The organism is Erwinia sp., from assembly GCF_049696395.1.
Lineage (GTDB): Bacteria > Pseudomonadota > Gammaproteobacteria > Enterobacterales > Enterobacteriaceae > Erwinia.
This window is the reverse complement of record NZ_JBAVTT010000010.1, coordinates 1-18,026: the sequence shown is the minus strand read 5'-3', so window position 1 is coordinate 18,026 and position 18,026 is coordinate 1. Positions and strand designations below refer to the sequence as shown.

18 protein-coding genes are annotated in these 18,026 nt (G+C 54.0%); 15 read left to right on the top strand and 3 right to left on the bottom strand.

What is annotated here, in order from left to right:
* The first annotated feature begins 213 nt into the window (after window positions 1-213).
* The gene (locus WCC56_RS01355) at window positions 214-723 is read left to right on the top strand and encodes an RcnB family protein (RefSeq protein WP_424690646.1); all 510 of its coding nucleotides are present in this window, start codon (window positions 214-216) and stop codon (window positions 721-723) included.
* A gap of 91 nt (window positions 724-814) precedes the next feature.
* On the opposite strand, the gene WCC56_RS01350 is transcribed toward WCC56_RS01355, so the two are convergent.
* The 3 genes from WCC56_RS01350 to WCC56_RS01340 all read right to left on the bottom strand — a co-directional run bounded on the left by WCC56_RS01350 (window position 815) and on the right by WCC56_RS01340 (window position 2,366).
* Complete coding sequence (locus WCC56_RS01350; RefSeq protein WP_424690645.1) at window positions 815-1,291, bottom strand: nucleoside deaminase; 477 nt, start codon at window positions 1,289-1,291, stop codon at window positions 815-817.
* Between the two features lie 95 nt (window positions 1,292-1,386).
* Window positions 1,387-1,767, bottom strand: coding sequence for a DUF4440 domain-containing protein (locus WCC56_RS01345; RefSeq protein WP_424690644.1), 381 nt, complete (start codon window positions 1,765-1,767; stop codon window positions 1,387-1,389).
* Window positions 1,767-2,366: an HD domain-containing protein gene (locus WCC56_RS01340; protein WP_424690643.1), complete on the bottom strand. Its 600-nt coding sequence runs from the start codon at window positions 2,364-2,366 to the stop codon at window positions 1,767-1,769. The genes WCC56_RS01345 and WCC56_RS01340 overlap by 1 nt, the downstream gene beginning before the upstream one ends.
* Before the next feature lie 65 nt (window positions 2,367-2,431).
* Between WCC56_RS01340 and WCC56_RS01335 the strand changes: the two genes are divergently transcribed.
* From WCC56_RS01335 to bcsA, 14 genes are all read left to right on the top strand, one after another.
* Window positions 2,432-2,890: a MarR family winged helix-turn-helix transcriptional regulator gene (locus WCC56_RS01335; RefSeq protein ID WP_424690642.1), complete on the top strand. Its 459-nt coding sequence runs from the start codon at window positions 2,432-2,434 to the stop codon at window positions 2,888-2,890.
* Window positions 2,891-2,986: 96 nt separating this feature from the next.
* On the top strand, window positions 2,987-3,415 hold the full coding sequence (locus WCC56_RS01330) for an organic hydroperoxide resistance protein (protein WP_424690641.1): 429 nt from the start codon (window positions 2,987-2,989) through the stop codon (window positions 3,413-3,415).
* Window positions 3,416-3,613: 198 nt separating this feature from the next.
* Window positions 3,614-4,225: a hypothetical protein gene (locus WCC56_RS01325; protein WP_424690640.1), complete on the top strand. Its 612-nt coding sequence runs from the start codon at window positions 3,614-3,616 to the stop codon at window positions 4,223-4,225.
* Window positions 4,226-4,237: 12 nt separating this feature from the next.
* On the top strand, window positions 4,238-4,858 hold the full coding sequence (locus tag WCC56_RS01320) for a cytochrome b/b6 domain-containing protein (RefSeq protein WP_424690639.1): 621 nt from the start codon (window positions 4,238-4,240) through the stop codon (window positions 4,856-4,858).
* Entirely contained in the window at window positions 4,851-5,606 is a 756-nt protein-coding gene (locus WCC56_RS01315; protein ID WP_424690638.1) for a molybdopterin-dependent oxidoreductase, read from the top strand. The genes WCC56_RS01320 and WCC56_RS01315 overlap by 8 nt, the downstream gene beginning before the upstream one ends.
* Window positions 5,607-5,869: 263 nt before the next feature.
* Complete coding sequence (eptB, locus tag WCC56_RS01310; RefSeq protein ID WP_424690637.1) at window positions 5,870-7,570, top strand: kdo(2)-lipid A phosphoethanolamine 7''-transferase; 1,701 nt, start codon at window positions 5,870-5,872, stop codon at window positions 7,568-7,570.
* A 668-nt stretch (window positions 7,571-8,238) separates the two neighbouring features.
* Entirely contained in the window at window positions 8,239-9,843 is a 1,605-nt protein-coding gene (gene dppA / locus WCC56_RS01305) for a dipeptide ABC transporter periplasmic-binding protein DppA (RefSeq protein ID WP_424690636.1), read from the top strand.
* A 201-nt stretch (window positions 9,844-10,044) separates the two neighbouring features.
* On the top strand, window positions 10,045-11,064 hold the full coding sequence (dppB, locus tag WCC56_RS01300; protein ID WP_424690635.1) for a dipeptide ABC transporter permease DppB: 1,020 nt from the start codon (window positions 10,045-10,047) through the stop codon (window positions 11,062-11,064).
* 10 nt (window positions 11,065-11,074) lie between these two features.
* The gene (gene dppC / locus WCC56_RS01295; protein ID WP_424690634.1) at window positions 11,075-11,977 is read left to right on the top strand and encodes a dipeptide ABC transporter permease DppC; all 903 of its coding nucleotides are present in this window, start codon (window positions 11,075-11,077) and stop codon (window positions 11,975-11,977) included.
* 9 nt (window positions 11,978-11,986) lie between these two features.
* Window positions 11,987-12,973 (top strand): dipeptide ABC transporter ATP-binding protein, encoded by a 987-nt coding sequence (gene dppD / locus WCC56_RS01290; protein ID WP_424690633.1) that lies wholly within the window; start codon window positions 11,987-11,989, stop codon window positions 12,971-12,973.
* Window positions 12,963-13,967, top strand: a complete 1,005-nt coding sequence (dppF, locus tag WCC56_RS01285) for a dipeptide ABC transporter ATP-binding subunit DppF (RefSeq protein WP_424690632.1) — start codon at window positions 12,963-12,965, stop codon at window positions 13,965-13,967. Before dppD ends, dppF begins: the two co-directional genes overlap by 11 nt.
* Window positions 13,968-14,440: 473 nt before the next feature.
* Complete coding sequence (gene bcsO, locus WCC56_RS01280) at window positions 14,441-15,253, top strand: cellulose biosynthesis protein BcsO (RefSeq protein ID WP_424690631.1); 813 nt, start codon at window positions 14,441-14,443, stop codon at window positions 15,251-15,253.
* The gene (gene bcsQ / locus WCC56_RS01275) at window positions 15,244-16,041 is read left to right on the top strand and encodes a cellulose biosynthesis protein BcsQ (RefSeq protein ID WP_424690630.1); all 798 of its coding nucleotides are present in this window, start codon (window positions 15,244-15,246) and stop codon (window positions 16,039-16,041) included. The genes bcsO and bcsQ overlap by 10 nt, the downstream gene beginning before the upstream one ends.
* A 91-nt stretch (window positions 16,042-16,132) precedes the next feature.
* Window positions 16,133-18,026: UDP-forming cellulose synthase catalytic subunit (bcsA, locus tag WCC56_RS01270; protein ID WP_424690629.1), on the top strand; the 1,894-nt coding region annotated here is incomplete at its 3' end.

The window sequence follows — 18,026 nt, the reverse complement described above, 5'->3', positions numbered from 1 at the left end:
TGTGCAGCTAAGCGCGAATGCTTACCCCAAAAGAACCCTTCTTTACAAAATTTCTGTGCCTTCCAGCCGCGAAGGCATTATCTTCTACGTCAAAATGACGAGCGTGCGCGTTTCCACAGTCCTGACGTGCAAAAAAGTAAAAACAGAACCGATTAATTTTGTAGAATTTAATCAGTGCGCCTCAGGGCTGACGGTGTCCAATCTGGAGAAATTATGAGTAAGTCGAAGATCGTGTTGTTATCCGCTGTATTGATGGGAGCCCTGCCAGTAATGTCCACTGCGTATGCAGAAGGCGAGCAGGCTCAGACGACCCAAGGCGAGGCTCCTGCCACGCAGGATCCGGCTGCTGCTGACGACCAGTCAGCACCGGTGGCGGAAACGCCTTCTGCTCAAGATAATCAGGGCGTAACGACGCCAGGCCAGACGCCAGACGTACAAACGCCTGCGGAGCACAACCAGGATGCGCCAGAGAAGCCAGACCCGGCGCACCCGTATGCGGTGAAAACGTTCTTCGCGGACTTCCAGCGCTTCAACATCGGTAGCGTGATCCCAGACCGTTACCGCACCAAGAAATATGAAGTGGTGGACTGGAAAACCCGCAACCTGCCAAAACCAGCCGAAGGCACGGCCTGGACTTATATGGGCGGCAACTATGTGCTGTTCACCAAAGTAGATGGCAAAATCGTGCAGGCTGAATCCGGCGATATCTTCTACCACCAGTAATAAAAAAACGGAAACCGCACTCGTCGGTTTCCGTTCTCTGTTTGTTCCCACACGCTAAGCTAATCGCTTCACCAGAGCGCTCACTCGCGCTTTAGTCAGCAGGGCGGTTCAGCTCTTGCCAACGTTTATACACTTCCAGCGCTTCCACGTCCGGCTGCTGCTTCATTGGCAGGCGGCGCTGTGGGATCGGCTTGGCAAACTCCTGATAGAAGTTCTCCAGCTCAAAGTATTTACGGTCGTCGCGGTAAAACGGCACGTACTCTTCGCGGGTGGTGATGTAAATCACCTGCTTCGGGCTGCAATAGTACAGCGAGCCAAGGCACATCGGGCAAGGGCTGGCCAGAATGTAGATCTCACAGTCGGAGAGATCTTCGGTTTGCAGCTTCTTACAAGCCTCGCGGATCGCCAGGATCTCAGCATGAGCGGTCGGATCGTGACTCTGCGCGGCCTTGTTGGCGCTTTCAGCGATGATCTCGTCATTGCGCACAATCACCGTGGCAAAGGGTCTGCCACCTTCTTCAACATTCTGCATTGCCAGCGCAATCGTTCTTTTTACAAAATCCATCATGACCTCTCTCACTCGTTAAGACTGACGTAAGAGTAGGCTCAATATTGCTAGCAATCAAGCTAGCATAAATGGCTGTCAGGTTATCCTGTTGATAATTAGATGCTTATAGGTGTTTCATGCAAATGCCGCCATTGGATGCCAGAGGACGACAGGCTGAAGACCACGGTTGAGCGCCGCTGAGTAGGCTCGGCCCCCGGCAGAGACTGAATCTCCCGGTAGCTCACCACGGCGCCTTCAGTCCAGTCGCTGACCATTTCCATCTCAGCAATTTCAATCTTCAGCCCGGGTTTGGCGGCCTGGCTGGCGCGGAAAAAGCCACTCAGTTTTGGCTGATCCAGCACCGCGCCGGTTAGCCCAATCATTGAAAAATCAGGCGTGAAGCGATCCAGTAAAGCCTGAAGCTCGCCTGTGCCTTCACTCAGCCAGTTCTCAATGGCGACGTGCGCCTCCAGCACTTCGGTAAACCAGGTATTCATCACATTTTCTCACTGTTGACGGGGTATTTTTGCTGCTGGCGGCTAAACCAGTCAGCCGGAACATGGTAGGGCGCCTGAGTCAGCTGCTCAATGCCCTGTTCAATAATGAACGAAGCCTGCTTCCACAGCTCAGGATTGCCGGCGGTTAGCAGCGCAATCTGCACACGCTTTTCGACCAGATAGACGCGGGCAAAATGCGCATCGAAATGGATAATCGAACGGGTGTTATCAATGATATCCGCCAGCTTGATGGTCTGCGCATCAGCAGAGGCCTTTGCCGTATGTTGGAAATGGGCAACTTTGCGCGCGGCGCGGTTTTTAGCTTCAGCCGGATGGCTGTCGGTCAGCATCTCTACCAGCTCAGCCACTTCAGGGCCGAAGAAGTTGTTGATGTCATTTAAGGTGGATGGCGTGTCTTCGACCGTGTCGTGTAGCCATGCTGCAGCCAGCATTACCTCGTTATCGGTGATGCTTCTTACCAGCTCCACCACGGCTGCCGGATGAACGATGTAAGGTTCATCGGTGTATTTTCGCCGCTGACCTGCATCGGCGTGGGCTTTCGTGGCATAACGACGTGCCTGTTCTTCCAGTGAGTCCATCCGCTTTCTCCCGTTGGTAGAAATTTCGCTTGCAATTATATCGTGTGCTATTTATATTTTTAGTCATGACTACAGACAAAGATGACAAAAAAGCCAAGGACTCGCCACTGTTGCTTGATCAACAGCTGTGCTTTGCGCTTTATTCCGCCAATCTGGCGCTGCACAAGCTCTATCGACAGCTGTTAACTCAGCTCGATATCACCTATCCGCAATATCTGGTGATGCTGGTGCTGTGGGAAAAGGATGACGTAACGGTCTCCGAGATTGGTGAACGTCTTTTTCTGGACTCCGCTACGTTAACGCCGCTGCTGAAAAGGCTGGAAGCCGCCGGGCTGCTTAATCGCCAGCGTTCACGCAAAGATGAGCGTCAGGTAGTCGTCACGTTAACGGAGCAGGGCAAAGAATTACGCAGTAAGGCGACGAATATCCCTGAATCGGTGTTCTGTGCCTCAGCCTGTGACAGCGATACGCTGGCCTCGCTGAAAACCGGGCTGGAAACGCTGCGCGACAACCTTCACGGGTAAGCGCAGGCGGCACTAAATTCATTATCGGCTTTCTTTTCGTTATATAAATCGCACGCGATTAAATCGCACATACAAACACTAAGCAGGAGTCTCACCATGTCTATCGAAAAAGTTGTTTATACCGCAAAAGCTAAAGCCACCGGCGGCCGTGACGGCCGTGCGACCTCTTCCGACGGCGTGCTGGACGTAAAACTGGGCGTGCCAAAAGAGATGGGCGGCGCAGGCGGCGAAGTGACTAACCCAGAGCAGTTGTTCGCTGCAGGTTACTCAGCTTGTTTCCTGGGGGCGATGAAGTTTGTGGCTGGTCGCGACAAAATCTCCCTGCCTAAAGAGGCTTTTATTGAAGGCGAAGTGGGTATCGGCGCGATCCCAACGGGTTTCGGTATCGAAGCAAAACTGAATATCCACCTGGAAGGAATGGACCCAGCAGAAGCCAAAAAACTGGTCGACGCCGCGCACATTGTTTGCCCGTACTCGAATGCCACCCGAGGCAATATTGATGTGACCCTGAATATCATCAATTAATTCCTCGTCATACTTCAATCTGTAGGTGCGTTAGCTGCACCAGCGCCCCCCAGTCACTGACTAAAGTGGTTGGGGGCGCCCGTAACGTTTCCAAACACATTAAATCCGCAATGCACCTGGCAGTTTCACATTCTCCGCTTACGCTTACTTAGCACACTAACTATACAACGCACACAGCATCCTTCTCAGGAGAGAAACATGATCAAGTCCCGCATTGCAGCCCTGCTGCTCGGCACGCTGCTGGTCAGCGGCAGTACTTTCGCTGCAGACACCACCATCAAACCTACTCGCGGTACTATCGACTCGGTCAGCGATTCTGCGGTGCAGATCACTACCCGCCAGGGCGATAAGCTGGACGTGAAAATCACCGATCAGACCAAAGTGAACAGCGTCAGCAAAGCCAAAATGAGTGACATCAAGCCAGACAGCTTTATCGGCACCGCGGCTGTGCCAATGGCTAATGGCGAGCTGAAAGCGCTGGAAGTGCACGTCTTTGCGCCAAGCCTGCGTGGCAGCGGTGAAGGCTTCAACCCGTTTGAATCGCCGGACGGCAAAATCAATACCATGACCAACGGCACCGTTGGCAAGCTGGTGAACAACAATGGCAAGACACTGACGGTGAAAGTGCACGACATGGAAAAAACCGTGATTGTGCCTGACGATGTGCCTGTTGTGCTGATCGAGCCTGGCAACCGCAGCCTGCTGAAAGCCGGGACCAAAGTGGTGCTGTTCGGCATGAAAGATGCGCAGGGCAACATTGTTGCTCGCGGCATTTCTGCCGGTAAAGACGGCCTCACGCCTCCGATGTAACCCGGAGAGACCATGCCAGCTTCTTCTAAAAAACGGGTCCATCCCTGGCCCGTCCGCTTATGTCACTGGCTGAATGTGTTGGTGATGGTTGGCATGGTGATGAGCGGCTGGGGCATTTATAACGCCTCGCCGCTGTTTTCGTTTACCTTCCCCCCCTACTTAACCCTCGGCGGTTGGCTTGGCGGCAATATCGCCTGGCATCTTGCCGTGATGTGGCTGCTGTTCGTCAACGCTGCGATTTATGGGCTTTGGGGACTGTTCAGCGGGCATTTCCGGCGTCGCTTCTTTCCCTTCAGCGTGAAGTCGGTATTCCGTGATATCGGCCAGGCGCTGCGGTTTTCACTTCCGCACCAGCAGGGCCACTACAATGCGGTGCAGAAACTGCTGTATGTTGGCGTGCTGATATTGGGCGCTTTGCTGGTGCTGTCCGGCTTATCAATCTGGAAACCGGTGCAGTTCAGCCAGCTGGTCGCGCTGTTCGGTGGTTTTGATATTGCCCGTTACGTCCATTTTTTTGCCATGAGCGGCGTGATGCTATTTGTGGTGGTGCATGTGGTGATGGTGTTGCTGGTACCGAAAACGCTGCCTGCGATGATCACCGGTGGCCGCAGAGAGAACCCCGCCGATGAGTGATAAACCGAAGATTATCCTGGAACCGGATCAGCGTAAAAAGTTGGTGAATCTGGAACGCCGTCTGATGCTGCGTTCCGGTCTGACGTTAGGTGCGGTCACGATGCTAACCGGCTGCAACCTGCAGGATGGCGATGAAGTGGATAAAGCGCTTTGGGCGATGTCTCGCTGGAACGATCGGGTCCAGGCCTGGCTGTTCAGCGGCAGCAAGCTGGCGCAAACCTACAGTGAAGCGCAGATCACCCGGCCATTTCGCTTCAACGCGTTTTACCCTGAGTACAACGTGCCGGATATCGACCTCAGCGACTACCGGCTTGAAGTGTCCGGTAAAGTAGAAAACAAAACGCCGTGGACACTCGATCGGTTAAAGCAGCTGCCGCAAAACGAGCAGATTACCCGCTTGATCTGTATTGAAGGCTGGAGCGCGATTGGCCAGTGGAGCGGCGTGCCGCTGAAAACCTTCCTGCAGCATGTTGGCGCAGATTTGACGGCAAAATACGTCGGCTTCAAGTGCGACGACCGCTATTACTCCAGCCTGGACATGCCTACCGCTCTCCATCCGCAAACGATCCTCGCGTTAGATTTTGACAAAAAACCGCTGCCGCCGGATTTCGGTTATCCGCTGCGTCTGCGTGTTCCTACCAAACTGGGCTTCAAAAACGCCAAACACATCGGTGCCATCTTTGTAACCAACCAGAATCCCGGCGGGTATTGGGAAGATCAGGGATACAACTGGTTCAGTGGCATCTGAGTTAAGCCTTGTGACTTAATGTTGCAGCGGTGTTAGCTGCAACGGGAATTACCCGGATCTGAGCTTTATTTAAACGATTGTTCTGAAAATAAGCGCGCATTGTGGTTAACTACGCGGCTTGCGCGAAGGGCTGCCCTTCGTTCTGACGTTCCTGCGTGCTGATTTTGCCGGGGAATAATCGACCTGCTCTCCGAACTCTGGCGCAACGGCACGGTCTGATTAGCGTTTAAGATCCGTTTAAGTTTCGCCGGGAAAAAGGTTTAATGAACTATATAAAAGCTCTGACTCAGCAGAAGCTCTCGCTTATGCTGGCATTTTACATCGGTATTTTTTTGAATATTCCGGTGTTTTACCGTCGTTTTGATCCCTTTCTGGCCCATTTCAACGCCATGCAGTGGTTCTCCGCTGCGGTAGAAGTGGTTGCAATCGTCCTGCTTACTTTCTTCCTGATGCGTCTTTTGTCGCTGGGTGGCAAGGTCTTCTGGCGCATTACCGCCACCGCGCTGGTGCTGATTTCTGTCGCCGCCAGCTACTATATGAGCTTCTTTAACGTCGTTATCGGCTATGGCATTGTCGCATCGGTGATGACCACCGACACCGACCTGTCGAAAGAAGTTATTGGCTATCACTTCGTCCTGTGGATGGTGTTAGTCAGCGTGATTCCATTACTGCTGATCTGGCGTAACTCGCTGCGGATGACGTTGATTGAACAGCTGAAAACGCCCGGACAACGCCTGAAACCTCTGGTCCTGCTGCTGCTGGCCGTGGCATTGGTCTGGTTACCCATCCGCTTCCTGGATAAGCAGCAGAACATCAGAGAGAAGCTGACCAACATTGACCTGCCGAGCTATGGCGGCGTGGTGGCACACTCTTATCTGCCTTCTAACTGGCTCTCGGCGCTGGGGCTGTTTGCCTATACCAGCTACGACGAGAAGATGGACAGCAAAGACCTGCTTGATCCGGCGAAAAAGTTCACCTACATCGCGCCAGCCGGGCTGGACGACACTTATGTGGTGTTTGTGATCGGTGAAACGACTCGCTGGGATCATATGGGGATGTTGGGCTATGACCGCGACACCACCCCAAAACTGTCGAAAGAGAAGAACCTTGTCGCGTTCCGTGGCGAGTCTTGTGATACCGCCACCAAACTCTCGCTGCGCTGCATGTTTGTACGTGAAGGTGGAACGGATGAAGGTCCGGGACGGACGCTGAAAGAGCAGAACGTCTTCTCGGTGCTGAAAGAGCTGGGCTTCAGCTCTGAGCTGTTCGCTATGCAGAGTGAAGTGTGGTTCTACAACAACACCAATGCGGATAACTTCGCTTTCCGCGAGCAGATTGGCTCTGAGAAAGAGAACCAGGGCAAATCCGTAGACGATATGCTGCTGATCCCTGAGCTGAAAAAGTCGCTGGACCGCCATCCTGATGGCAAGCATCTGGTGGTGCTGCACACCAAAGGGTCGCACTACCTTTATTCCCAGCGTTATCCGCGTGAGTTTGCCCGTTACCAGCCTGAATGCATGGGCGTGGATGACACTTGCAGCAAAGAGATGCTGATCAATGCGTTTGATAACTCAGTGCTGTATACCGATACGGTGCTGGACAGCGTGTTCGACCAGCTGCGGGATAAGAAAGCCATCGTTTTTTATGCGGCTGACCACGGTGAATCGATTAGCGAGAATATGCACCTGCACGGTACGCCACGCCATATGGCTCCGCCAGAGCAGTTCCGCGTGCCAATGATTGTCTGGGCTTCCGATAAGTACCTGGCGGACCCCACCAATCAGAACGCCTTTGACCGGCTGAAAGCCGAACAGCGCGTAGGCAAGACCCATCGTCATGTTGAACTGTTTGATACCCTTCTCGGCTGCCTGGGTTATACCTCGCCGGACGGTGGCATTAACCAGAGCAACAACTGGTGTGCCGATCCGAAAAAGGCCGCCGCGCCGGAAGACAACAAAGCCTGATCGGCTGCTAAACTCCTGCTAAAGGCCCGGATCGTTCCGGGCTTTTTTATGCCTGAAATCCAGCGCGCCAAAAAGGCAGCATAAAATCCTGTCCGTCAGAAATGACTGTTACAAAAAATAGTCCATTTTTCCCCCGGAAAAACCCAACGAAACCCTTCTCCTGCCTGGTTTTGTCCGCTTATTTCGCGCCGCGTTCCGCTTATGACCGATCCCGGGTTGTTGCTGATTTCTTATGCCTCAGTTGCAGCATATTTAGCTGGCTAAGCTGACATAAGCAAAGCGTATCGTTCATAAAAAACCCAGTTGGCGGATTAAATTAATCGTTTTTTTTTAGAGCAAATTGCCATGATTAAAGTTGTGGGCATTATTTTTGTCCGGCTAAAAAGCAATTAAATGAACGTTTCCTCTAAAAAGAGCGTGAATTGGTTTTTTTTATGTTTGCTTGCTGTTTCTCACACTCTGTGTAAATACCTGACAGTTGTATTGACGTTCCTTGCAACTGTTGACAAATTGATGCCTCAGCGAGACAGGAAGCGGATTAGTCTGATGGTTTCTCCCAGGCCAATCTTTACGTCTCCGATGCCGCAAGGCCACGCAAAGACCGCACTAAAAAAATACAGGGTCTTGCGCAAGCACACACAACACCACATCACAATTGGAGCAGAAGCATGAGTATTTCTAAAACAGGGATGCTGAAGGTAGGTCTGAGCCTGATCGCTCTCACCGTTGCCGCTGGCGTCCAGGCTAAAACCCTTGTTTATTGTTCAGAAGGGTCGCCTGAGGGCTTCAACCCGCAGTTGTTCACCTCCGGCACCACTTACGATGCCAGCTCAGTTCCAATCTACAACCGTCTGGTTGAATTCAAAATCGGCACCACTGAAATCCAGCCTGGTCTGGCAGAAAAGTGGGAAGTCAGCGCCGACGGCAAAACCTACACTTTCCACCTGCGCAAAGGCGTGAAGTGGCAAACCACCAAAGATTTCAAACCGACCCGTGACTTCAACGCCGATGACGTGGTGTTCTCATTCGAGCGTCAGCTCGACAAGAACAACAAATATCACGGCATCTCTGGCGGCAGCTACGAGTACTTCGAAGGCATGGACATGCCTAAGTTGATCAGCAAAATCGAGAAAGTGGACGACAATACCGTTCGCTTCGTGCTGACCCGTCCTGAGTCTCCGTTCCTGGCTGACCTGGGCATGGACTTCGCGTCTGTTCTGTCTTCCGAATACGCGGACAACATGCTGAAAGCCGGCACCCCGGAAAAAGTCGACCTGAACCCGGTCGGTACCGGTCCGTTCCAGCTGGTGCAGTACCAGAAAGACTCCCGCATTCTGTACAAGGCATTTGACCAGTTCTGGGGCACCAAGCCAAAAATTGACCGTCTGGTGTTCTCCATCACTCCGGATGCCTCCGTGCGTTACGCCAAGCTGCAGAAAGGCGAATGCCAGGTGATGCCATACCCGAACCCGGCTGACATCGCCCGCATGAAGGAAGATAAAAATATCAATCTGATGCAGATGCCTGGTCTGAACGTAGGCTATCTGTCGTTCAACACCGAGAAAAAACCGCTGGATAACCTGAAAGTTCGTCAGGCGCTGATCACGGCTGTAAACAAGCAAGCGATCATCGACGCGGTTTATCAGGGCGCTGGCCAGTCGGCTAAGAACCTGATCCCACCAACTATGTGGGGCTATAACGACACGGTTAAAGATTACGCTTACGACCCGGCTAAAGCGAAAGAGCTGCTGAAAGAAGCAGGCATGCCAGACGGCTTCTCTATCGACCTGTGGGCGATGCCAGTCCAGCGTCCGTACAACCCGAACGCACGCCGTATGGCGGAAATGATCCAGTCTGACTGGGCGAAAATTGGCGTGAAAGCCAAGATCGTCACCTACGAGTGGGGCGAGTACCTGAAGCGTGCTAAAGCCGGTGAACACCAGACCGTGATGATGGGCTGGACCGGCGATAATGGGGATCCGGATAACTTCTTCGCGACCCTGTTCAGCTGTGCTGCGGCGAAAGACGGTTCCAACTATTCTCGCTGGTGTTACAAGCCGTTTGAAGACCAGATCCAGCCAGCCCGTGCTGAGCCTGATCACACCAAACGTATTGAATACTACAAACAGGCTCAGGTTGTGATGCACGACCAGGCGCCTGCGCTGATTATCGCGCACTCTACCGTGTACGAGCCGGTCAGCAAGAAAGTGACTGGCTACGTGGTTGATCCGCTGGGCAAACACCACTTCGAGAACGTTGATATTCAGGAATAAAAGTCGGGGCCAGCCAGCTGGCCCTTTCTTCTTCCTGTTGGGCCGGGCTTTTCCCGGCCCTTCTCCAGGCTGAACCGCTCGGAAGCAAAAATGGTAAAGGCGCCCTGAAAAGCGTCGCGGGGGAGAATATCCGCCGCAAGATGTGAGCAAATATAATCTCTCGGGCTACGAGCCTGCGGGAACCAAAAGAGAATCCGGAATATGCTGCAGTTCATACTCCGACGTCTGGGACTTGTCATCCCAACGTTTATTGGCATCACCCTGTTAACCTTCGCGTTTGTCCATATGATCCCCGGCGACCCGGTGCTGATCATGGCAGGCGAACGCGGCATGTCTCCTGAACGTCACGCGCAGCTTCTGGCCCAGATGGGTCTGGATAAGCCGCTGTGGCAACAATATGTCTCTTACGTCTATGGCGTGCTCCATGGCGATTTAGGCATCTCACTGAAAAGCCGCATCCCGGTCTGGCAGGAATTCGTTCCGCGCTTTAAAGCGACGCTGGAACTGGGCATCTGCGCGATGATTTTTGCCGTGGCTGTTGGGATCCCTGCCGGGGTTCTGGCTGCGGTTAAACGCGGTTCCATCTTTGATCACACCGTGGTTGGCATCTCGCTGACCGGTTACTCCATGCCGATTTTCTGGTGGGGAATGATGATGATCATGCTGGTCTCGGTGCACTGGAACCTGACCCCGGTTGCCGGGCGAATAGGCGATACGGTGTTCCTGGATGACAGTCAGCCGCTGACCGGTTTTATGCTGATCGATACCCTGTTCTGGGGCGAGCCGGGCGACTTTAAAGACGCCGTGATGCATATGATCCTGCCAGCCATCGTGCTGGGGACCATTCCGCTGGCGGTTATTGTCCGTATGACGCGTTCCGCGATGCTGGAAGTGTTAGGTGAAGACTACATCCGTACCGCACGAGCCAAAGGCCTGACGCGGATGCGTGTGATTGTGGTCCATGCGCTGCGCAATGCGATGCTGCCTGTGGTGACCGTGATCGGTCTGCAGGTTGGTACGCTGCTGGCTGGCGCCATCCTGACAGAAACCATCTTCTCCTGGCCTGGCCTGGGCCGCTGGTTGATCGATGCGCTTCAGCGTCGTGACTATCCGGTGGTGCAGGGCGGCGTGCTGATGGTGGCCATTCTGATTATCGCGGTCAACCTGCTGGTTGATGTGCTCTACGGCGTGGTTAACCCGCGCATTCGCCACAAGAAATAAGGGGACGAGGATGTCTACACTCGATCCAGGCAGCGTGAACGTTGCCCCCAAGCCAATGACCCCTTTGCAGGAGTTCTGGCACTATTTTAAGCGTAACAAAGGCGCGGTTATCGGTCTGGTTTACGTGGTTTTGATGTTCCTGATCGCTATTTTTGCCAACTTTATTGCGCCTCATGCGCCGTCTGAACAGTTCCGTGATGCCTTGCTGCACCCACCGGTCTGGCAGGATGGCGGCAGCTGGAAGTTTATCTTCGGCACGGATGACGTGGGCCGCGATGTGCTTTCCCGTCTGATGTACGGTGCCCGCCTGTCGCTGCTGGTCGGGTGTCTGGTGGTGGTGCTGTCGCTGATCCTTGGTGTGATTTTCGGCCTGATCGCCGGTTACGTTGGCGGTGTGACTGACAACGTGATTATGCGCCTGGTAGATATCATGCTGGCGCTGCCAAGCCTGCTGCTGGCGTTAGTGCTGGTGGCTATCTTCGGGCCTTCTATCGTCAATGCGTCGATAGCGCTGACCTTCGTGGCCTTGCCGCACTATATCCGTCTGACCCGTGCTGCGGTGCTGGTGGAAGTGAACCGTGATTACGTCACGGCTTCCAATGTGGCGGGCGCAGGTCCCCTTCGTCAGATGTTCGTTAACATTTTACCTAACTGCCTGGCACCGCTGATCGTGCAGGCTTCTCTGGGCTTCTCCAACGCGATCCTCGATATGGCCGCGCTGGGCTTCCTGGGTATGGGTGCGCAGCCACCAACACCGGAGTGGGGCACCATGCTCTCCGACGTGTTGCAGTATGCGCAAAGTGCCTGGTGGGTAGTCACCTTCCCTGGTGTCGCGATCCTGCTGACCGTACTGGCATTTAACCTGATGGGCGATGGATTGCGTGACGCCCTCGACCCGAAACTCAAGCAGTAGAGGCACCAGATGGCACTATTAACTGTAGATAAACTGTCGGTGCATTTCGGCGACGAAAAGGCACCGTTTAAAGCGGTTGACCGCATCAGCTACCAGGTTGAGCAGGGCCAGGTTGTCGGCATTGTCGGCGAATCGGGTTCCGGTAAATCCGTCAGCTCGCTGGCGATCATGGGGCTGATCGATTATCCCGGCAAAGTGATGGCCGAGAAGCTGGAGTTTAACCAGCGCGACCTGAAACGTATTTCCGAGAAAGAGCGCCGCCAGCTGGTGGGTTCCGAAGTGGCGATGATTTTCCAGGATCCGATGACCAGCCTGAACCCTTGTTACACCGTGGGCTTCCAGATTATGGAGGCAATTAAGGTGCATCAGGGCGGCAACAGGAAAACCCGTCGTCAGCGTGCGATTGACCTGCTGAACCAGGTGGGCATTCCCGATCCGGCTTCCCGCCTCGATGTGTATCCGCATCAGCTTTCCGGCGGGATGAGCCAGCGTGTCATGATTGCGATGGCGATTGCCTGTCGGCCTAAATTGCTGATTGCCGATGAGCCAACCACCGCGTTGGACGTGACCATTCAGGCGCAGATCATCGAGCTGTTGCTTGAACTGCAACAGCAAGAGAATATGGCGCTGATCCTGATCACTCACGATCTGGCGCTGGTGGCCGAAGCGGCGCATCACATTATCGTGATGTATGCCGGGCAGGTTGTTGAAACCGGCAAAGCGGTGGATATCTTCAAGTCTCCACGCCATCCCTACACGCAAGCGATGCTGCGTGCGCTGCCTGAATTTGCGGCTGACAAGGCGCGTCTGGCTTCACTGCCTGGCGTGGTGCCGGGGAAATACGACCGTCCGCAGGGCTGTCTGTTGAACCCGCGTTGCCCGTACGCCAACGATCGTTGCCGGGCCGAAGAACCTGAATTACGTGATATTCCGGGGCGTCAGTCCAAATGTCATTACCCTCTGGATGATGCCGGGAGACCAACTTATGAAGCCTGAACAAAACTCTGCGCTGCTGATGCAGGCGATCGATCTGAAAAAGCACTACCCGGTGAAGAAAGGGCTGTTTGGTCAGGAACGTCTGGTGAAGGCGCTGGACGGCGTCTCCTTTAATCTGGAGCGAGGCAAAACGCTGGCGGTAGTGGGCGAGTCAGGCTGTGGTAAATCCACGCTGGGTCGTTTGCTGACGATGATTGAAACGCCGACCGAAGGCCAGCTGTTCTATCAGGGACAGGATTTGCTGAAGCACGATCCGGCGGCCCAGAAATTGCGCCGTCAGAAAATTCAGATCGTCTTCCAGAACCCCTACGGCTCGCTGAACCCGCGTAAAAAGGTCAGCCAGATCCTGGAAGAGCCGCTGCTGATTAACACCAGCCTGAGTAAAGCAGAACGCCGCGAGAAAACGCTGGCGATGATGGCGAAGGTTGGCCTGAAAACTGAACATTACGATCGCTATCCGCACATGTTCTCCGGGGGGCAGCGCCAGCGTATTGCTATCGCCCGTGGTCTGATGCTGGACCCGGACGTGTTGATTGCCGATGAGCCGGTCTCCGCTCTTGACGTGTCAGTGCGTGCTCAAGTGCTGAATCTGATGATGGACTTGCAGCAGGAACTCGGCCTGTCGTATGTGTTTATCTCCCACGACCTGTCGGTGGTAGAGCACATTGCGGACGAAGTGATGGTGATGTACCTGGGCCGCTGTGTGGAGCGGGGCAGTAAAGAAGCGATTTTTGCTAACCCACGCCATCCTTACACTCAGGCGCTGCTTTCCGCCACGCCACGTCTGAACCCGGACGAACGCCGTGAGCGTATCAAGTTAACCGGCGAGTTGCCAAGCCCGCTGAATCCGCCGCCAGGCTGCGCGTTTAACGCCCGCTGCCGTCGTCGCTTCGGCCCTTGTACCCAGTTGCAACCGCAGCTCAAGCAGTATGGCGACCAGCAGATTGCCTGCTTCGCCGTCGATCAGGACGAAGGTCAGCCCGTCGGCAACTGAGGCAAAGCCACAAGCGAGAAGGGCGAATCACGGATTCGCCCTTTTTTTATGTCTGAATAGCAGGCGAATTTATAAAGAAATTAAGGCGTTAGTCGCAAGGCTACCCCGATTGCACTTAGGGCCAATGGTCAGTTCAGGTCAGCCTGAGGAACAGGGCCACCAGATAAAGTAGGGGTTCAGGGCCACTGAAAGGTGACATATGTCAAATTATGGCGGTTGCCAGCATAATCTTTGATAACTTATCCTAACGTATTGCTAAACTCGAAGAAGTTGGGTATTTCCTTCTTATCAGCAGCTGTCTTTTTGACGCCACTCTATTTAATTAACCTGACGAAATATTTAACTAAGGCAAATAATAACAAACTTGATTGATAGCCTGCGCAATCATTTATTTTATTTATCCTGAAGAGTTAATTTTTCATTCTCCCGCTCGCCTCCTGGCCATAAGAATAATCTGATGCAAAAAAAATTGTATGGTATATTGCCGCGAAATCCCCCCACTCTCCGCGATCATTCCCATGAAAAGTTATGATGACCTGCAGCGTTTTAAAGAAAAAACGCAAACAAACCATATCGAATTCAAGGACATGTCTGAACAGACGAAGAATTCAGACAGTGCCAATTGGGCGATCATCAAACAGTTAATGAATGATGGCGCAGAGTCGGCTTTGGGCAACGGCCAACGTATAGATGTGCCTGCACCCCAACCGATTGCAGAAGATACCTTTATTGCAACGTCGGCACAGAGGCAGCCTGTTTCACCGCCGCCGGTAAAGCAACCACGACCTCAGCCAGCGGCTCCAAGCCATGCTCGGGCGCAGCCGCACAGCATCGCTTCGTTGGTGGCCAAACCGGCGGCAACGCAGATCGGTGCCTCGCTACTGGACAGCATTTCAGCGTCGCTGAAACCTGCTCCGGTAGCTGAACCAACTCAGCCAGAAGCCTCAGCCCTTGTTCAGGCCGTAAATCCGTTTACTGAAACTCAGACGGTGAATCCGCTGACATCGGCGCAGCCTGCTCCGGCAGCAAATCCGTTGGCATCTGCTCAGCCTGCCAGTGCGCACGCAGCGGCCCAGCCAGCGGCTTCGCCGTTGATGTCTTCCCTGTCGTCTCTGCCAACGGCGCCACCCGCACCGGTTCGTCAGCCTGCTGCTGCGGCTTCCGTGCACGCCGAATTGCCGCGCTTCAAGCAGCTGTTCAGTACAACGCCTGACCTTTCCGCCACCTCTTTATCGAAAGAGACTTTGCTGCAACCTCTGCTGGAGAGAATTGCCTCATGCCGTTAGTTTGTGTTTGTTCTCCCAAAGGTGGCGTGGGTAAAACCACTCTGGCTGCCAACCTGGCTTATTCTCTTGCCCGTGGCGGCAGCAAAGTGCTGGCCATTGATTTTGATGTGCAGAATGCCCTGCGTCTCCATTTCGGCGTGCCGTTGTCTGATGGGCGGGGTTATGTGGCGAAGTCCGCAGAATCGCCAGACTGGAGCCAGTCTATTTTGACCACCGGCGGCAACATTTTTGTGATGCCCTATGGCGATGTCACTGAAGAGCAACGTGTTGAGTTTGAAGGTAATTTATCCCGCGATCCTAACTTCCTCGCGCGCGGTCTGCATACCGTTCTTAACTACCCAGGCTTGGTGATTGTCGCTGATTTTCCGCCAGGACCGGGTCCAGCCCTAAAGGCAATGACCGATCTTGCCGATTTACACCTTGTAGTGATGCTGGCGGATACCGCCTCGCTGTCACTGCTGCCGCAAATCGAAAACGAAAAAATGATTGGCGGTGCGCTGAATCAGCGTTCAGGACACTTCTTTGTGCTGAACCAGAGCGACAGCCGCCGCAACATCAGTCGTGACGTAACGGCCTTTATGCAACAGCGACTGGGTGACCGGTTGTTGGGTGTGGTGAATCGCGATGAGAGCGTGGCGGAAGCCAATGCCTCGCAGCAGTCCATCTTTGATTTCAGCCCTGTTTCGGCGGCGGCTTTTGATATTGAGATCGTCAGCAAGCGTATTGCTGCCCTGCTCAACATCAAGGTTGGCGACGGCGAAATGCAGGCGCCGCTGAGATCGCATTAATCGACGGCGGAGCCGTCGGGTATGGATGCCTGAAACACCGTAGCGCGTCCGCGCTGCGGTAAAAATAATAGTCTCGTTTTCAGGATGACTTATGAAAAAAGTCCTGTATTACCTGTTGCTGCTGGTATTATTCCCGCTCGCCGCAGTGATTGTGATCACCCCAATGGACAGCCAGAAACAGTATATCTTTGGCCTGATTTCTATTGCCATTCTCTTTGTCATGGGCTTCAGTAAAAGCCGCAAAATCTCTATGGTAATGGTGTTCCTTTCGGCATTAATGTCGACTCGCTATATTTTCTGGCGTGCCACGGAGACGCTCTCCTTCAATTCTGAAGTGGAAGCCATTCTCGGTATCGGTTTATTTATTGCAGAAGTGTATGTCTGGCTGATCTTGATCCTGGGCTACCTGCAAACATCATGGCCGCTTAAGAGAACCATCGAGCCGATGCCTGAAGACATCAGTTTATGGCCGACCGTAGACATCTACGTTCCGAGTTATAACGAAAGCCTCGATGTGGTGCGCGACACCGTGCTGGCCGCACAGTGCATCGACTATCCTCGTGACAAAATCAAAATCTATCTGCTGGATGACGGCAAGCGTAGCGAGTTCGCGATGTTTGCCGCCGATGCTGGCGTGGGCTACATCACCCGTGATGATAACCGCCACGCGAAAGCCGGTAACCTGAACCACGCGATGCGCATCACCAAAGGCGAGCTGATTACCGTTTTTGACTGCGATCACGTAGCAACTCGTGCGTTCCTGCAGGCAACGGTTGCCCCGTTCCTGAAAGATCCTAAATTGGCCCTGTTACAGACCCCGCACTACTTCTATTCGCCGGACCCTTTTGAGCGCAATCTGAAGGCCGCGCGCGATATCCCGAACGAAGGCGCGCTGTTCTACGGCCCGGTTCAGCAGGGTAACGACAACTGGAACGCCACTTTCTTCTGCGGTTCCTGTGCGGTTATCCGCCGTTCGGCGCTGGAAGAGATCGGTGGCTTTGCGACAGAAACCGTCACCGAAGATGCGCACACCGCCTTGAAAATGCAGCGTCTTGGCTGGAAGTCCGCGTTCCTGGCACTGCCGTTGGCTGCTGGCCTGGCAACCGAGCGTCTGGGCCTGCACATCATTCAGCGTACCCGCTGGGCGCGTGGCATGACGCAGATTTTCCGCGTAGATAACCCGCTGCTGGGCCGTGGTCTGAAGTGGCAGCAACGTCTGTGTTACCTGAACGCCATGCTGCACTTCCAGTTTGGCCTGCCGCGCGTGATCTTCCTGACCGCGCCGCTGGCTTATCTGCTGTTCAACCTGAATATCATTCACTCTTCCGCCAGCCTGATCTTCGCCTATGTGTTGCCACACCTGGTCATGTCACTGTACGTGAACTCCCGCATGAACGGCCGCTTCCGCGCCACCTTCTGGGGTGAGATTTATGAAACGGTGATGGCTTTCCACCTGGTTATCCCGACCCTCCTGACGATGATTTCGCCGAAGCACGGCAAGTTTAACGTAACGGATAAGGGCGGCCTGCTGGATGTGGGCTTCTTCGACTTCAACATCGTGCGCCCACACGTTATCTGTGCGGCGTTGCTGTTGGTTGGCGTGGTCAGCGGCATTGTCCGTGCCGTGGCGCATGACTACTTCGGCGTAGACCCTTACGTGATCGCCCTGAACGTCGGTTGGGCGCTGTTCAGCCTGATCATTCTGATGGCGGCGATTGCCGTAGCGCGTGAAACCAAACAGACCCGCAAAACCATCCGTATCGAGGTGAACATTCCTGTTGTGCTGCATTATGCCAGCGGGATCTCTTCACGCACCACCACCGTCGATTTGTCGATGGGGGGTGCGCAGGTTAACGCGCCTGATGAACGTCATGAAACCGATGAAATCGAAGCTATCGACCTGATGTTGCAGTCCGGCGCGATCTCGATTCCGGTCAGCATTATGGGGTCGAACGATGGCGTTATCCGCCTGAAATTTGATGAGA

Bases quoted from the DNA above. Each gene is read 5' to 3' on its own strand.
- WCC56_RS01350 (WP_424690645.1), bottom strand. From the start codon at position 1,291: ATGATGGATTTTGTAAAAAGAACGATTGCGCTGGCAATGCAGAATGTT.
- WCC56_RS01335 (WP_424690642.1), top strand. From the start codon at position 2,432: ATGACTACAGACAAAGATGACAAAAAAGCCAAGGACTCGCCACTGTTG.
- WCC56_RS01325 (WP_424690640.1), top strand. From the start codon at position 3,614: ATGATCAAGTCCCGCATTGCAGCCCTGCTGCTCGGCACGCTGCTGGTC.
- dppC (WP_424690634.1), top strand. From the start codon at position 11,075: ATGTCTACACTCGATCCAGGCAGCGTGAACGTTGCCCCCAAGCCAATG.
- bcsQ (WP_424690630.1), top strand. From the start codon at position 15,244: ATGCCGTTAGTTTGTGTTTGTTCTCCCAAAGGTGGCGTGGGTAAAACC.
- WCC56_RS01340 (WP_424690643.1), bottom strand. From the start codon at position 2,366: ATGGACTCACTGGAAGAACAGGCACGTCGTTATGCCACGAAAGCCCAC.
- dppA (WP_424690636.1), top strand. From the start codon at position 8,239: ATGAGTATTTCTAAAACAGGGATGCTGAAGGTAGGTCTGAGCCTGATC.
- WCC56_RS01320 (WP_424690639.1), top strand. From the start codon at position 4,238: ATGCCAGCTTCTTCTAAAAAACGGGTCCATCCCTGGCCCGTCCGCTTA.
- WCC56_RS01315 (WP_424690638.1), top strand. From the start codon at position 4,851: ATGAGTGATAAACCGAAGATTATCCTGGAACCGGATCAGCGTAAAAAG.
- WCC56_RS01330 (WP_424690641.1), top strand. From the start codon at position 2,987: ATGTCTATCGAAAAAGTTGTTTATACCGCAAAAGCTAAAGCCACCGGC.
- dppF (WP_424690632.1), top strand. From the start codon at position 12,963: ATGAAGCCTGAACAAAACTCTGCGCTGCTGATGCAGGCGATCGATCTG.
- eptB (WP_424690637.1), top strand. From the start codon at position 5,870: ATGAACTATATAAAAGCTCTGACTCAGCAGAAGCTCTCGCTTATGCTG.
- dppB (WP_424690635.1), top strand. From the start codon at position 10,045: ATGCTGCAGTTCATACTCCGACGTCTGGGACTTGTCATCCCAACGTTT.
- WCC56_RS01345 (WP_424690644.1), bottom strand. From the start codon at position 1,767: ATGAATACCTGGTTTACCGAAGTGCTGGAGGCGCACGTCGCCATTGAG.
- bcsO (WP_424690631.1), top strand. From the start codon at position 14,441: ATGGTATATTGCCGCGAAATCCCCCCACTCTCCGCGATCATTCCCATG.
- dppD (WP_424690633.1), top strand. From the start codon at position 11,987: ATGGCACTATTAACTGTAGATAAACTGTCGGTGCATTTCGGCGACGAA.
- WCC56_RS01355 (WP_424690646.1), top strand. From the start codon at position 214: ATGAGTAAGTCGAAGATCGTGTTGTTATCCGCTGTATTGATGGGAGCC.